General features: G+C 36.2%; 10 protein-coding genes. 4 read left to right on the top strand and 6 right to left on the bottom strand.

The features are described from left to right. The first annotated feature begins 311 nt into the window (after window positions 1-311). Window positions 312-7,139, top strand: a complete 6,828-nt coding sequence (locus Q0992_RS16525; RefSeq protein WP_299526967.1) for a choice-of-anchor D domain-containing protein — start codon at window positions 312-314, stop codon at window positions 7,137-7,139. 66 nt (window positions 7,140-7,205) lie between these two features. Here the strand turns inward: Q0992_RS16525 and hisS are convergent, their stop codons facing one another. Then, window positions 7,206-8,879, bottom strand: coding sequence for a histidine--tRNA ligase (gene hisS / locus Q0992_RS16520; protein ID WP_299526965.1), 1,674 nt, complete (start codon window positions 8,877-8,879; stop codon window positions 7,206-7,208). 406 nt (window positions 8,880-9,285) lie between these two features. Here hisS and Q0992_RS16515 point away from each other — a divergent pair, with 406 nt between their 5' ends. Next, window positions 9,286-10,527: an ABC transporter permease gene (locus tag Q0992_RS16515; protein ID WP_299526963.1), complete on the top strand. Its 1,242-nt coding sequence runs from the start codon at window positions 9,286-9,288 to the stop codon at window positions 10,525-10,527. 33 nt (window positions 10,528-10,560) lie between these two features. Beyond that, window positions 10,561-11,208 (top strand): DUF2459 domain-containing protein, encoded by a 648-nt coding sequence (locus Q0992_RS16510; protein ID WP_299526961.1) that lies wholly within the window; start codon window positions 10,561-10,563, stop codon window positions 11,206-11,208. Window positions 11,209-11,248: 40 nt separating this feature from the next. Here Q0992_RS16510 and Q0992_RS16505 read toward each other — a convergent pair whose 3' ends face one another. From Q0992_RS16505 to rpsF, 5 genes are all read right to left on the bottom strand, one after another. Continuing rightward, window positions 11,249-11,725: a DUF6495 family protein gene (locus tag Q0992_RS16505; RefSeq protein WP_299526960.1), complete on the bottom strand. Its 477-nt coding sequence runs from the start codon at window positions 11,723-11,725 to the stop codon at window positions 11,249-11,251. A 60-nt stretch (window positions 11,726-11,785) separates the two neighbouring features. Then, entirely contained in the window at window positions 11,786-15,001 is a 3,216-nt protein-coding gene (locus tag Q0992_RS16500; protein ID WP_299526958.1) for a carboxypeptidase regulatory-like domain-containing protein, read from the bottom strand. A 113-nt stretch (window positions 15,002-15,114) separates the two neighbouring features. Then, entirely contained in the window at window positions 15,115-15,564 is a 450-nt protein-coding gene (gene rplI / locus Q0992_RS16495; RefSeq protein ID WP_299526956.1) for a 50S ribosomal protein L9, read from the bottom strand. A 12-nt stretch (window positions 15,565-15,576) separates the two neighbouring features. Continuing rightward, a complete protein-coding gene (gene rpsR, locus Q0992_RS16490) occupies window positions 15,577-15,876 on the bottom strand; it encodes a 30S ribosomal protein S18 (RefSeq protein WP_198658944.1) in 300 nt (99 codons plus the stop codon). Beyond that, window positions 15,876-16,214, bottom strand: coding sequence for a 30S ribosomal protein S6 (gene rpsF, locus Q0992_RS16485; RefSeq protein ID WP_299526954.1), 339 nt, complete (start codon window positions 16,212-16,214; stop codon window positions 15,876-15,878). Before rpsF ends, rpsR begins: the two co-directional genes overlap by 1 nt. Window positions 16,215-16,421: 207 nt before the next feature. Here rpsF and Q0992_RS16480 point away from each other — a divergent pair, with 207 nt between their 5' ends. Further along, a complete protein-coding gene (locus Q0992_RS16480) occupies window positions 16,422-17,117 on the top strand; it encodes a LytTR family DNA-binding domain-containing protein (protein WP_076620930.1) in 696 nt (231 codons plus the stop codon). Window positions 17,118-17,212: the final 95 nt, after the last annotated feature.

Below are 17,212 nucleotides of genomic sequence, written 5' to 3'. Positions count from 1 at the left end.
ATATGACGTTAAGAATTTGAGTACTGGAACTTATGTTGTTAAGTTATATACTGTAAGCGGTTCAGTATCGACAAAGAAAGTTTTAGTTAAGTAATTTTTTACTCCAAATCTTGATTCTTAACCATGAAAAGCCTTGATTTAATCAAGGCTTTTCTTTATAAAGTTACCTAAAATCACTTAAATTATGTGTTTCATCGGAAAAATAATGCATTTAATAGGTTTTTTGATTGATTTTCACTATGTTTACGACTAAATATTAATTAATTAAAATCTCGAGCCCCAAACTCGTGAATTTTTAAACTTAACCTGCCATGAAGAGAAATTATACTGTCTTTAAAGGACTAGTCATTTGTCTTGTTTTATTATCATCTGTTGATGTTTACACTCAGACATCAGACTTTAACGTTCAACACCTTCAGGATGATATTGCAAATTCCAACGGTACGTCCACAAGTTTTACAGCAGTAGGATCTTTAAATTCTGCTCTAGCCTTATCAAATAATAATAGAAAATCTAATGCAGGTCCCAGTGGAAATGGTGGTACTCTCAATGGAGATGATGTAGCCGGAGCACGAGTTTTAACCGGTACCAATACCCTTTCCTATTACCGAGAGCCTGGTTCCTTAAATTCAAATATGCGATTCAGCACTTCTATTTGGGAATATATTGGCCCTGAAGGAGGAGCTAATGAGATGATAGTTCGCGGACGTTATGAGATAGCATTGAATGGGAGCACGAATAATGTAACCGAAACACTAAGTGGTGTTATTAATGCTGACAAGTGCATACCCTTTATCACTGGTATTCTCAACAGCGACAGCAGTCAGGGTGCAGATTCTGGTACCGCTATTGCCTATTTGGAGGATGCTTCAACCTTAAGGGTTCAAAAAGGAACTAATGGTAATAATGTTATTGTTTACGTCACTGTAGTTGAATTCACAGGAAGCAACTGGACTGTACTTCACGGCGATTCGGGCAATGTTTCTGCTGATACAGGATCAATCACATTAAAAAACGGTTCTGATGGATCTGGTACTACAACTAATGTAAGTTCTTGGAATCAAGCTATTATTTTTGCTCATCATAGAGGAGATAATACGACCAACGGTGTTAATAGAGCTATTGCTGATAACTGGCCAATCATGGAGCCTGGCAATAACAATCAAACTGTTGATTGGAGGTTTAATTCAAATCACGACTCTAACGGTACCAACAGGCAATTCGTTCATGTATTGGTAAATGCCAATTTAAACGTCACGCGTTATCAGTCAAACTCAAACTCTGCTAACGAAACTGCTTTTAGTATTACCTCATCAGGTATTACCAATATTAATGAAGCTCTTATAATTGGTTCATCGATTACAAGTGGTAATGGAACAGCCTATGCAAGAGGATGGAGAAATTATTATTTAAAATCTACTTCAGAGGCTGCTCACTGGTCGCATAGAAGTGGAAATACCATGTCTCACGAAATTCAAATCGTAGACTTATCAGGTTTAACTTCAATAGGTTACTGTAATTCATCAGGACATACCAGTTGGAATACAGGGATAACCAATGTAGCTTTTAATACCATTAATCATTCAGACGGATCACCAAAAGATAATGGTTATGAAGATTTTACAGCAACACACTCAACAACAGTTTACAGAAATTCTACTCGGAACTTAAGTGTTAATGTTGATACCGACGGAGCTTACTCGGCACATGCATTTGCATGGATAGATTGGAATCAGGATTACGATTTTGAAGATGAAGGAGAAAGTTACGATTTAGGAAGTGCGTTTAATGTATCAGATGGTATCACAGATTTATCTCCATTAGCAATTACTATTCCTGCTAATGCTACATTAGGAGCAACACGAATGAGAATAGCCGCTAATTTTGGCGGTGATCCTACACTTTGTGCAACAAATTTTGATGGAGAAGTTGAAGATTACGAAATAGTTGTTGCTGATGGGGCACCTGAAGCAGAAATAAATATTACTGGTAATGGTTCCGATATCGAAGATGGTGATTCTACCCCATCTTTAACAGATCATACCGATTTTGGCGAGATTTTTATTGGTTCTGGTTCTAACACTAGAGTATTTACTATCGAAAATCTAGGAGCTTCCAGCACACTTAACCTTACTGGCACTTCGCCCTATGTTGAAATTTCAGGCACACATGCTGACGATTTCACCCTGTCTGTTGTGCCATCTAACACTGTGGAAGGATTATCAAGTACTACTTTTTCTGTAACTTTTAATCCGAGTGCAGAAGGTGTGAGAACCGCCTCGATATCCATAGCGAATAGCGATACTGACGAAAATCCCTATAATTTCTCAATTCAAGGTAGTGGAGTATTTCAAACCCACTGTGAATCATGGGGAAATTTGGATTATGAGACTAGTATAACCAACGTTACTTTTAATACTATCAATCACTCTGATGGTGCTCCTAAAGATGTTGGCTATGAAGATTTTACTGCCTCACAATCTACTTCTGTTGAAACAGGATCAGTCCATAATCTAAGTGTAAATGTGGATACTGATGGTAACTATATTGTTCATGCCTTTGTATGGATAGACTGGAATCAGGATTTTGATTTCGAAGATGAAGGAGAAAGTTATGATCTTGGATCCGCTATTAATGTTGAAAATGGGATTACAGATTTATCACCATTGGCAATTACTATTCCAGCGGATGCCCAAATCGGAGCAACTCGGATGAGAGTTTCTGCAAAATACTGGAGTGACCCAGCCCCTTGCGAAACTGACTTTGATGGTGAAGTAGAAGATTACGAAGTAGTGGTAACAGCACCGCCAATTGCAGAGATATCCGTTACTGGTAATGGCGAAGACATTGCTAATGGTGACAATACTCCTTCTCCTACAGACCATACAGACTTTGGTTCGGCAAATACAAATCAAACTATTTCCAAAATTTTCACCATCAATAATACAGGAACTGCGGATCTGGAAATTGCAAATATTACCTTATCTAACACAACAGATTTCAATATTGTTGGAAATCCTTATCCTACAACAATTAATGGAAGCGATTCAGCCACTTTTGAAGTAGCTGTTAATTCAAGTACAGTTGGCATAAAGACTTCTACCGTAACTATTGAGAACAATGATACTGATGAATCTAACTTTCAGTTCACCATACAGGCCTCTGTTGTTGAAAGCTTTTTTGACAGTGATGGTGACGGCGTTTTGGATAATGTTGATATAGACGATGATAACGATGGTATTGCAGACGCTGTGGAAGAACTAGATTGTAAAAATTCCAATATTTCAGTAACTACCAACTATAAATTCTTAAATGAAACTTTTGGTAGTGGAGAAAGAACAACTATTAACACGACTTACGATGCTGTTACCTCCTATTGTTTTGAAGATGGTACTGCAAGCTGTCCATCACTTGGCGGTGATGACCTTAACGACGGTGAATATACCGTTTATTACAGAGCAGCTAATGGTGATGGTGTAGATGATACTCCAATCGAAGAGGTAGGTTCTTGGGCTGATGCTTATTGGTATACTGGTGAAGATCATACCCCAGGGGATACCAACGGTAGGATGGCAATGTTCAATGCCGCCATTGACCCAGGCATTTTCTATACTGCTAATATTACAGGTGCTTTACCAAATATACCTGTGACTTATAGCTTTTGGGTTTTGAACTTGGATACGGTTGATGCACCAGGAATAGCCACACGCTTACGTCCAGATATACTGGTTGAGTTTAGGGACACCAACAACAACCTGTTAGCTTCTATAACCACAGGTGACATTCCACCTTCTATAAATGGAGATGCGGCCGGAAGTTGGTACAACTTTTCTGCCAACCTTACCTTTTCAGTAAGTGAATTTAACGTCTATTTCTATAATAATCAACTTGGTGGCTTGGGTAATGATTTGGCCATTGATGATATACAAATTACTCAAACACTTTGTGATACCGATGGTGATGGCGTAGCTAATGTTTTTGATTTAGATAGTGATAATGATGGTATTCCTGATATTGTAGAATCGGGATATTCACCAATTAGTAATGGTACTGCATTAGTAGACACATGGGTAGATAGTAATGGTAATGGTATGCACGATGCCTTTGAAGGATTAACCCCATTGGACTCCGATGGTGATGGCACACCTAATTATATCGACCTTGATAGTGATAATGATACTATTTTTGATGTTGATGAGTCCGGTGCAGGGAATTCAGGAGATATGGATTTTCAAAATGGCGATGGCGATATTGATGGTGATGGTGTTGGTGACGGAGAAGATACTGACATGGTTAGGGAAAAAGACTTTAATTCTGATGGTAACCCAGAATATTTTGGAGACGGTATTCTCGATATCTATGATTTTTTTACTGGAGCGACGTTTGCGACAGCCTACGGAAATCAAAATCAAGGAATGACGCATACTAACTTTGTTAGGGATTCAGATAACGATGGTCTTCCCGACTATATCGATGTTTATAACAATACAACCGAAAGCTTTGACATTGCATCAACCTTATATGCTGATTTAGATGCCAATAACGACGGTGTAATCGATGATACCATGGATGCTGAAGGTGATGGTATTTTAGATTTATTTGATACAGCTGATAATCAATTTGGCTCACCAAGAGACATTAGCACCAAACTTCAAATTCATTTTGACGGACGTAATGATTATGTGCAGGACAGCAATATTATTGGTGAATGGGGTGAGATTACCCTTATGGGCTGGATTAAATTAGATGCTGATGGTTCTGGTGATCGCTTTTTATTTGGTCAGAACAATATTTATGTTCGAATCTTGAGTAATGGGTATCTTCAAGCTAATATTAGTGGGACAACAGTAAACTACAGTACTACAATACCGACAGGTCGTTGGACTCATATTTCATTAAGCTACAGTGCTTCAAGTGAAACATACAACCTCTATGTTAACGGTGAAAATGTAAGAAATGGCAGCAAATCAGGTGTATTGAATTCAGATACCAGTGCATTTACTATGTCGAAACACCCAGTTAACAGCGCCCAATACTTTAAAGGCTATCTCGATGAAATCAGGTTGTTTAATAAGGCACTGAGCTCAGAAGAAATTAGAAAAATCATCTATCAGGAAATCGAAGATAACGGCTATATACGAGGTACCGAAATTCCTCTTGATATAGAAACCCTATCCTGGTCCGATTTAGTAAAGTATTACCGTCTCGATAGTTTTAAAGGTAATATTACAGACGATCTTACAACTCCTGCCATTGATGAGAACACTGGTGCTACACTATATAATATTAAGGATATAGCATATGAAACCGCGCCAATTCCATTTACATCACAATCTGGGGATACAAATCTTGCAATTGCACTTAATAAACCTGAAGACGGTATTTATGGAATTGATGCCATAAACTATGATTGGTCTATTGTCCGTATTTCTCATAACAACATTTTTTATGATGGAAGTCAAAAACATCTTGGTCTCATTATCAATGAGAATGACCCAAATTCAAATCCAATTGAATACCATGTAACAAACGATTCCGAATTAAATGTTTCGTGGTATTTAAAGCTCGATGGTTTTATAGACCTGGAAGGCGAATCGCAACTCTTACAAGGTGAAAATAGTGTTCTTGATCCAAATAGCAAAGGGAAAATAGAACGAGATCAACAAGGTACAGCAGATACCTTTACCTATAATTATTGGTCCTCCCCTGTTGGAAGCATCAATGCGACTACGAATAATAATAGTTATCAGCTCAATAATGTACTCATGGATGGAAGTAATGCCGAAAATCCTATTCCAATCAATTGGATTACCTCGGGTTATAATGGGTCTAATGCTTCCCCTATTGGTCTAGCTGATTATTGGATCTGGAAATTTGACAATCATCCTAATGATGACTATTCCTCATGGCAGCATGTAAGAAGTACAGGAAATTTAGGTGCCGGAGAGGGCTTTACGATGAAGGGGCCAGGATCAGGTCCGATTACTGCAGACCAGAATTATGCATTTGTCGGTAAACCCAATAATGGTACTATAAATTTACCATTAAATGCAGATAATAACTATTTAGTTGGGAATCCCTATCCTTCTGCATTAAATGCAGATGAGTTTATCAATGATAATCCTCATTTATCAGGAACATTATATTTCTGGGAACATTGGGGAGGTGGTTCTCATGTCTTACAACAGTATCAAGGTGGTTATGCTGTATACAGTTTAGCCGGTGGAGTCCCTGCCTCTGCTCCAGACCCAGACGTTGCACAGGTTGGTGTTGGCACAAAAATACCTGGCAGATACATACCGGTAAGTCAAGGGTTCTTTGTTACAGCGACTGGCACAGGTTCTATAACTTTTGAAAACGACCAACGTATATTCGCTAAAGAGAGTGGTTCAAACTCCGTATTTATGAGAGGTGCAAATGTATCCAACTCTGAATCTGACGACACAGATACTGATGATAGAATGAAATTCAGATTTGGTTTTAAATCTAGTAATGCGCTGCAACTAAGCAGACAAATACTATTGACCATTGATGAGAATACAACCCCAGATGTGGATTGGGCTTATGATGCTTCTCTAAATGAAGACCAGACTGATGATATGTTCTGGGTGATTAATAACGAAAAATATATCATCCAAGCCAATAACGTGGCTGAGGCGTCTACGATATATCCTCTAGGCTTTAAAGCGAGTATTGACGGAATAAACACCGTAAGAATAGATTCTTTGGAGAATGTCCCAGATGATATTGACATTTATATCCATGACATTGACCAAGACACCTATCACAATTTAAGAAATAGTGACTATGAAGTAACACTGAATACTGGTGAATATTTAAACCGTTTTGCGATTACATTTGTAATTCCTGAATCATTATCCACTGAAGACGTAATTATTGAAGGTTTAAGAATGTACTATAGTGCCCATAGACACAAAATCGTAGTCTTAAACCCTGAACTGATAGAATTGGAACAAATTCAACTATTCAATATTAATGGTCAACAGGTCTACAACAATGATAATATATGGCAAGAAACCTATAACGAATTCCAGTTACAGGAGTTAAGTACAGGAGTTTATATCATAAATCTAAAGACACCAACGGGAACGCAAACGAAAAAGATTATAATTAAATAAGAGTGATTTTTTTATTTTTAGTTAGTAATTAGAAAAGCCTCGACCAATCCTTCGGTCGGGCTTTTCTTATTTTAAGGTGTTTAATAAGGCATCCATATCCAAGGTCTGTTGTTCGCCTGATTCCATATTTTTTAAAGTAAACGTCCCAGAATTCAATTCCTCCTCTCCTACTAAAACTACATAAGGAATACTACGCTTGTTCGCATAAGTCATTTGCTTTTTCATTTTAGCAGAATCGGGATATAACTCTGCTTTAACACCTTGCTGTCTTAATTCTGAAATAGCTTTTAAACACACTAAAGCTTCTTTATCCCCAAAATTGATAAATAGTACTTTAGTTGTATCAGTTATAGTCTCAGGGAATAAGCCCAGTTCTTCCAAAACCAAATAAATTCGATCTAAGCCAAAGCTAATGCCTACTCCACTGGTATCTGGTTTGCCAAAAATACTGGTTAAGTCATCATAGCGGCCACCGCCACCAATAGAACCCATTTTGATTTCTTCTGACGCAGACACTTCAAAAATAGCGCCTGTATAATAATTGAGACCTCTGGCTAATGTGACATCCAATTGAAGCTTAGCTGTCTTTAAACCTAGACTTGAAATTGCTGAATTAATAAATTCTAATTCCTCTATTCCTTTTAAACCTACTTCAGAAGTATTTAGAATAGATTTTAAATGTTCTACTTGTTCACCAAAATCCCCTTCTAGTAAAAATAAAGGCTGAAGTTGGGAAATACCCTCTTCAGATATACCTTTACTTCGCATGTCTTCTTTGACCTTCTCGGTGCCTATTTTATCGAGCTTGTCTAAGGCTACAGTAAAATCAATCAATTTATCTTGTGCTCCAATCACTTCAGCAATACCCGACAAAATTTTACGATTATTGATTTTTATGGTAACACCTTCTAATTTTAGAGCATTAAAAACGGCATCATACAGTTGTATAAATTCTACTTCCTGAAATAAAGACTTAGATCCTACCACATCAGCATCACATTGGTAAAACTCTCTAAAACGGCCTTTTTGCGGACGATCGGCACGCCAAACCGGTTGAATTTGGTACCGCTTAAACGGAAAGGCTATTTCATTTTGGTGTTGTACCACATAACGTGCAAAAGGTACGGTAAGGTCGTAGCGGAGGGCTTTTTCTGAAATCTTTGAAGTAATTTCTGATGTTTTAATATAATCTAAATACCACCATTTTATTGAGTTCATCAACAAATTTTGGGAACTTTCATCTCTAAAATCAAACTTACTAACAGCAGCATCAATTATAGAATTTTGATTTTTAATTTTGATGTGATTAACAAAATCTTTGAATTCAATTGAACTACTTTTATAATAAGAATCCCCTTTAATCAATGAATCAAATTGATTCACATAAATTTCAGAATAAACAGAATCATTTCTTTCTTCTTCTCCTAATAACGATATTTCCGCAACTAACCTCCTTATGAAGTCTTTAATGAAGTGCTCAGCGTTGGTAAGACCTTTTATACTTGCTTTAAATTTTTCAAAGTAATCACCAGAATTCAAAATCTTAAAAATCAAACGATCACCTTCATCACCATACTTACCCATTAAGGTCTCGGAATTTTCAAAACTTGGGGTCTCAATAGGTTGAAACCCATAAAGCTCAAACTGTTGCTTTATGGTTTCTATAATATAGGAACGTTTTGCAACCTCTTCTGCATTAAAATCTCGTGTACCTTTAGGAATACTTGGTTTTTGCGCCATAACTTTTCCCACGAAAGTAGGAATCTCTTTTTAGTGAAACTTTTCTTTTAAAATAGTACTGTCATTTCGAGCGTAGTCGAGAAATCTCACAAATACAAAAATATCTTGAGTACTTCCATAACACTTAGATGCTTCGAATGTACTTGCGCTAAAGCTTCAGCGACACGCGTGCGCTCAGCACAGGCAAGCTCAATGTAACTTCATATTGTTATGAAATAAACCATTTTTCGACAAGGCTTCGACATGCTCAGCCTGACTTGAGGCAGTAGTTCAAAATTACTGCTTCAAGTCACAAAAATATTATAAATTTTATAGGCAAAGTCAAGTAATTTTAAATTTATAGTAACTTTATGCTGTTTAAAGCGTCTTATGGTTTTAAACAGTCCTACTAACTACAAAAAAGACTATGTTTTCACTAGCGAGAGAGAATATTAAAATTGCTTTTGGTTCTATAAAAAGTCAGCTACTTCGTACTATTTTAACGGTTTTGATTATAGCTATTGGTATTATGGCTCTAGTTGGGATTTTGAGTGGTGTTTCGGCTTTAGAGAATACCATTTCTAGCAATTTTTCATCTATGGGTGCCAATACGTTTAACTTTCAACGCTATGAGTTTAGAGCCCAGCGCCAAAGTAGTAGGGAACGCCAAAAAGTAAACCCTGTTATAAGCTATAGGAACGTTAAGGACTTTATTGATACATACGATTTTCCGTTTACGCAAGTTGCCGTGTCTTTTTATGGTTCAGTGGCTTCTGAAGTAAAATACGACAACAAAAAAACCGATCCTGAAGTTGCAGTTATAGGTTCTAACGAACATTATATTGAAAATTCTGGTTTGGAAATAGAAAATGGACGTTCCCTAAATTTTGCAGATATTGAAAATAATAATGCCGTTTGTGTTATTGGCAGCGACCTGCAAAAAGCTTTGTTCCCAGATGATAATCCCATTGATAAAACCATTAGTGTTAGAGGCTCTAAATTTAAAGTGGTAGGCGTTATTAAAGAGAAAGGCTCGACTTTTGGAAATAATCAGGATTTAACGGTTGTTATGCCTATACAGAAAGCACGTTCTATTTTCACCAATCCGAATATCAACTATAGACTTAGTGTGAAAGTGGAGAAAACAGACATGCTAGAAGGCGCACAAGATGATGCCATTCTAACGTTTAGAAATGTCAGAGGATTAAATCCCATTGAAGAAAATAACTTTGGCATAGAGCGTAGCGAAGATTTGATTAATCGTGTGGCAGAAAATACGAGTACTTTGTACGTCGCAGCTTGGATTATTAGTATCATTACCATTTTTGGGTCTACCATTGCCTTGATGAATATTATGCTGGTTTCGGTTAGTGAGCGGACACGCGAAATCGGTGTCCGTAAAGCTTTAGGAGCTAAACGCAAAACTATTGCCTTTCAGTTTTTTATGGAAACTATTATTATTGGACAGTTAGGTGGCATCTTAGGGATTTCGCTTGGTATCTTAATTGGATGGGGCGTTGCTGCCGGATTTGAACTCGAATTCTCTACTCCTTGGGTGGCGATGATTTGGGCCACATCCATTGCTTTTATAGTCGCTATAATTTCTGGATTGTATCCTGCCACAAAAGCCGCACGGTTGGATCCTATTGAGTCCTTACGCTACGAGTAATATCAATTTAAGACTTATCACTTAAAAAGCTTAATGAAAGTCATCAGGAAAATATTCAAGTGGTTTTTATACATTTTGATAATTCCCGTGACTTACATTCTAGTAGCTTTAATTCTCTCGTTAATTACCATCAATCGGGTTGATTTAGACCAAAAAAGTGACAACACAGTTTTCTTGAGTACAAATGGAGTGCATTTGGCTATCATTTTACCCAAAGCACATATAGACAGCCTGGTCTTATCTGGAATTAAGCATTATAATAACGATAATTATCTATCATTTGGTTGGGGAGAAGAAAACTTCTATTTAAATACGCCTACTTGGGGTGATTTAACTTTTAGCAATGCTACTAAGGCATTGTTTTTAAAAAGTTCCACATTGGTTCATGTCACCAGATATAGTCAGAAAAAATCACATTGGATAGAACTAAAAGTAAATGATTCAGAATTGCAAAAATTGAATCTTTATTTACTTAAAACCTTCAAAATAAATGATGATGGCACAAAAAATATTCTAAAAAGTAAAGGGTATACCCAAAGCGATGATTTTTACAAAGCTAATGGTAGTTACTCGTGTTTTAATACTTGCAACAGTTGGGTTAATACAGGTTTTAAAGAAAGTGGCTTAAAATCTTGCCTTTGGACACCTTTTGACTTTGGTTTACTCAATAAATACAAATAGCAAACCAAGTTTTGGTGAACTTAGCTATTTTAATAGTAATCTAGTTTTGTCTTATCAACTTCTCAAAATATTGAAATAATTCGCCTTTGGTAATATTAGCTCCTTGTTGAACAATTTTAAAAATATCCTGATGCTTATCGCCTGAATACTCCTTCTTGGCATTATAAAATTCAATATCATCCGATAATAAATTATCCCTCAACCACTGAAAGCCTTCTTTAGTAGTAAAATCAGCCTTATTGTCTTTGAGTTTAAGCGCAATGAGATGCATATCCTTTGTCCTACACTTAAAAAGGTGTATTTGGTTTGGTGAAATATGCTCTAAATATTCAACTTTATTTAGTACACCATACCATACCAAGTCACTAAATACATCGAGCTCTTGCTCGGCAGCTTCAGGTTTATTTTTTTTAATGTCTTCCCACTCGTCTGCAGTTATAGATTGCGTTGCCAAAAAGTTAATAAACTCTTGGTGTAATTCTTCAAATTGTTCTTTTGTTAATCTAGCATACTTCATAAAAAATGCGCCCTTATTTTAAGAGCGCAAATTTAAATAATTATTATATGTTTTTGGTAATTAGAAGATATATCTAACTCCAAATTGTGCTTGCCATCTTGACAATAGACTCACATCTGCACTGAAGGTTTCTGTGAGGTTTCCATCAAATGTGTACGTAGGGTTATTATTATCATCTACAGTAACTCCTAATGGTTGTATGCTATTAGGAACTTGCACTACTCCCCAATCACTGTTTATTAAGTTACCAACGTTCAACACGTCAGCACTCAATTGTATGGTATGTGTTTTTTCACCTACCTTGAAGTTAAAGTCTTGAAGTATCTTAATATCCCAACGTCCTCTCCATGGCGATAAGGCTCCGTAACGCTCGGCATAACTTCCTCTATTTTCACTTAAATAGTCATCTTGTTGAATATAGGCCTCAAAGGCTTCAGCCTGTCCAGGACCAGAAAAAGTCATTTGCTGTACTTCTGCACTGGTTGGGATATACAGTAAATCATTAAAGTTAGAACCATCACCATTGATATCTCCACCATAGGTATAACTAAATCTTCCGCCTCTGGCATATTCAAAAAATGTTGATATCGTAGTTGCAAATTTACCTTTACCATATTCAAACTTCTTAGAACCTACACCAATAAAGCGATGTGTATCACCATAACGAGAATATGACAATACATCATCATTAGCATTACCAGAGATAGCATTACCTGCAAAGGCATCACCTGTAATTTCTGCCTCAATGGAGTTAACATCCTTTGAGTTTAGATAGTTATAAGCTAAGCTTGTGTAGAAACCATTACCAAATGTTTTTTGGGCTTTTAAAGTACCATTCCAGATTCTTCCTTTATCAGAATTTGTAAACACATAAGCATTAGTCGGTCCACCAAACTCGTCAGTCGCTCTGTCTGAAGGTAAATATACTGGTCTATTATCTACACCTTGTAATGTCCCTGAAGGGTCATCTAATGCCCAGTTTTGAACATGCGCACCATTAATATCTTTGGTATAGGAAATATCCGCCGATAAGGTCAGACCATTTTCAAATCTATGATCTGCACCTATATTGGTTCTCCAGACTTGTGGCCATTTAAAATCCGGATCAACGATTTGATAGAAGAAAAAGTCAACACCTTGCACTTGATTTCCTAACCATACAAATGGGAAACGACCTGTAAATACACCTGTACCACCTCTAACTTGCGTATTATTATTACCATTTACATCCCAATTAAAACCTACTCTTGGAGAAATTAACAAGTCACTTGAAGGCAATGTAGTTGAATCTAAATTAACGATTTCGCCTGTATCTGGGTCAAAATAATCAATGGTTGGTTGGTAGGTTCCTCCTGAAAAATCAACAGGATTAAACACGCCACCTTTTCTATCGATGTTCTCTTGAATCTTGGTAGCTGTATCAAAATATAGAGGTCTATCAAAACGAATACCATAGGTTAATTTAAAATCTTCTGAAATATTCCATTCATCCTGAACATAAAACGCCAACTGCCCCACATTCGTCTCTGCTAATGCCCAACCACCAGGATTACCTACACCTGCAGCGTTTAGAGCATTATCAGCAGCTATCGCATCATTAAATAGTCCTTGATAAAAGGCTACTAAATTGGCCTCAGCCATTGGATCTCCTTGAGCATCCCTAAAGCTCTGGATATCTGCCGTTGGGAAAAATACACCTTGTGCACCATAAGCACCTAAATTAAAGGAATTGTCAAACTCAAACTTCTCATAAGAAAACCCTACTGTAAATGTATGATCACCTCTTACAAAGTTTAAGTTATTAGTAAATTGAAATACTTTCTGGTCTAGCGTATTGTTAATAGAAAACGGCTCGTGACCAGCTATAATATAGTTAGCGCCTTCATTGGTAATGGTAATTGTTGGAGCTGGAGAGGATAAAGGATTTCTGAAATCATCAAAATGTGTATATCCTACTTGCAATTTATTACTGATGCCATCGCCTAAATCACTATTCAATTCTAATTGAAAAGAGTCTATATTATTATTGATTTGATACCCTGCATTTTGAAATTGTAACTGGTTAGGGCCAGGACCTCTAAACCCTAAAGCCGATGGGTGTGCTGGTTGCTCTCTTGAAGCTTCCAAAAAGTTGTAGATGAAAGCCAATCTGTTCTTATCATTAATATTCCAGTCTAACTTAAATATACCTTTGGTAGAGTTACTATCGAAGGTAAACCCTTCATAGGCACCAGGATTATAGAACTGACCTCCACCAATTGTAACTTGTCGAAGGATATTATCAACCAATTGAAAATCTGATTCCAACACTCTAGATTCGCCTGCTGCACCAGTTCCCGCAGGAGTTGTTCTAGCAAAAAACCCATTGGTTCCTAAGTCGGTACGTTGATCTTTTTCAAAATTAGCAAAGAAAAACAGCTTATTTTTGATTAAAGGGCCACCTATACTGAATCCAAATTGGTTCTGTTCTAAGTCTGGACGCAGTACTTCATCACCTTCTACTTCTTTACCTGTAAGGCTTTCATTTCTTGAGAATCCATAAACTGTACCATGGAACTCATTGGTACCACTTTTGGTTACAGCGTTTACACTGGCACCTGTAAAACCCGATAATGTAACGTCATAAGGAGCTAGAGATACTTGTATCTGATCGATGGCATCTAAAGAAATAGGTTGTGCTCCACTTTGTCCACCTGGTGTCGGAGAATCTAAACCGAATGGATTATTAAAAATAGAACCATCCAATGAAAAGTTATTAAATTGATCATTTCTACCACCAAAAGAATTACCTGTTGATGAAGGCTCTAAACGTGTAAAATCTTGTGCCGATCTTGATATTGTAGGAAGCCGGGTAAGTTCCCTTCGGCCAACACTGGTTTCTGCACCAGTCCTATCACTACTAAATGTGCCCGATGTACTACCTGTTAAAACAACAGCATCCAATTGTTCAGCACCTGGAATCATCTGATGGTCCACATTTTCGGTTTTACCCAATGTTAAATATATATCCGAAAAGACTTTGTCGGTATAACCAACATAGGTTATTGTGATGGTGTACGGACCACCAATCCTTAGGTTTAATAGACTGTAACGTCCTTCTACATTAGTTATGGCTCCATACTTTGTACCAGTCGGTGTATGGATAGCGACAACATTTGCGCCAAACAGCGGCTGACCTTCTTCATCTTGAATAAGACCTTTGATGTTAGATGTTGTTACCTGCGCATAGGAAAAGGACGCAACTAGCAAACAAATAACCAAAACAAAATTTTTCATAGGTTGTGATTACGAATTTGTTATTAATTGATTTTTAGTTAACACAAAATTAACAATAAATAAAAAAGCCTCTAAAAAGAGGCTTAATACTTATGAACTAAATGTCTTAGTTATTAACTTTCTGCGATAACTTCGAATGGTAAATCTACCGTAACATCTCTGTGTAATCTTATTACAGCATTGTATTTACCTAAACGCTTTACATTACCACCTATTACATTAATGTACTTCTTATCTACTTCGTGACCAGCTTTTTGTAGTGCATCTGCCAAGTCAATGTTGTTTACAGATCCAAACAACTTGTCTCCTGTCCCTACTTTAGAAGCAATTTTCACTTCTAATTCTGCCAGTGCGTCTGCAGTTTTTTGAGCTGCTTCGATAATTGACTTTTCCTTGTAAGCACGCTGCTTCAAAGTTTCGGCCAATACCTTCTTAGCAGAAGGTGTTGCCATAATAGCATGTCCTTGAGGAATTAAATAATTTCTACCATAACCGTTCTTAACTGTTACAATATCGTCTTTAAATCCTAAATTCTCAACGTCTTGTTTTAATATAAGTTCCATTGTTATGATATTTTACTTTAATAAATCAGCAACATATGGCATTAAGGCTAAGTGCCTAGCTCTCTTTACAGCCACAGATACCTTTCTTTGGTATTTTAAAGACGTTCCTGTTAAACGTCTTGGTAATAATTTTCCTTGCTCATTGACAAAACTTAATAAGAAATCTGGGTCTTTATAATCTACATACTTAATACCAGACTTCTTAAAACGGCAGTACTTCTTAGTTTTTTGAGTCTCTATATTTAATGGTGTAAGATATCTAATCTCACCATCTTTTTTTCCTTTTGCTTGTTGTTCTATTGATGACATAATTAAGCTTTTTGTTTGTTTCTTTCTCTTCTTTTCTCAGCCCAAGCAATAGCATGCTTGTCTAATTTTACAGTTAAGTAACGCATAAAACGCTCATCACGTCTAAACTCTAACTCTAAAGGTTCGATAACTTCACCAGCGACCTGGTATTCAAATAAGTGATAAAAACCACTTTTTTTGTTCTGGATTGGATAAGCCAGCTTTTTTAAGCCCCAATCTTCTTTGGCAATCATCTTAGCTCCTTTAGAAACGAGGAAGTCCTCATATTTCTTAACTGTTTCCTTTATCTGGTCTTCAGATAAAACGGGATTTAAGATGAAAACAGTTTCATAATGATTCATAATTGTTTATTTTGTTTTTGTTTATTAATAAAACGGCTGCAAAAATAAGCATAAATTCTAATTCTGGCAATGTTTTTGATAGCAAAATTTTAAACAATTTTTACACTAAAGATTATGTTAAATTTTACAGTTTGTCGGTAAAATTTGTTTTTTAACCGAAATTATTGTACTATTGTCGATATCTTAACCTAATAAAATATTAATGTTATGACTTTAAACTGTGTAGTTGTTGATGATTCTGCGATTCAACGTCTTTCTATAGTAAAGTTAATTGAGAATCATTCTTCACTTAATCTTATTGCAGAATACAGCAGTGCGTTAGAAACAAAAAACGGTCTTAATACACATAAAGTAGATCTTATCTTTTTAGATATAGAGATGCCTGTATTAAACGGTTTTGAACTCTTGGATGTACTCAACAACAAACCCCAAATTATTTTTGTTACAGGTAAAACGGAATATGCTTTTAAGGCATTTAATTACGACGCTACCGACTATCTTCAAAAACCAATCACTAAAGAACGTTTTAATACTGCTGTAGAAAAAGCTATTGAACAGCATAAATTAAAGCTAGATTTCAACGAAACTGACGGCGAACACATCTTTGTGAAGAGTAATCTTAAAAAACGTAAAGTTTATATTAAGGATATTAAATGGATTGAAGCTTTAGGCGATTATGTTAAAGTCGTAACAGAAGAAAATAGCCTTGTAGTCTTATCAACAATGAAAGCTTTTGAAAAAGAGTTACCTGAAGGAAAGTTTTTAAGAATTCACAAATCCTATATTGTGAATTTGGATAAAATCGATCGTTTTAACAGTAAAAATGTTGAAGTAGGTGCTTATGAGATTCCATTAAGTCGAAACAAAAAGACACAATTAGTAGATGCTTTGAACAATATGTAAAAAATTACTTTTTAACAGAAAATCTCAACAATTACTGATATTAAGAAATCCCAACGATATGTTGGGATTTATTTGTTGTTAGTAGTTATCTACAT

This window comes from Winogradskyella sp. (genome assembly GCF_028289625.1).
Taxonomy (GTDB): domain Bacteria; phylum Bacteroidota; class Bacteroidia; order Flavobacteriales; family Flavobacteriaceae; genus Winogradskyella.
The sequence above is the reverse complement of the archived record's forward strand: the minus strand, read 5'-3'. Positions and strand labels throughout refer to the sequence as shown.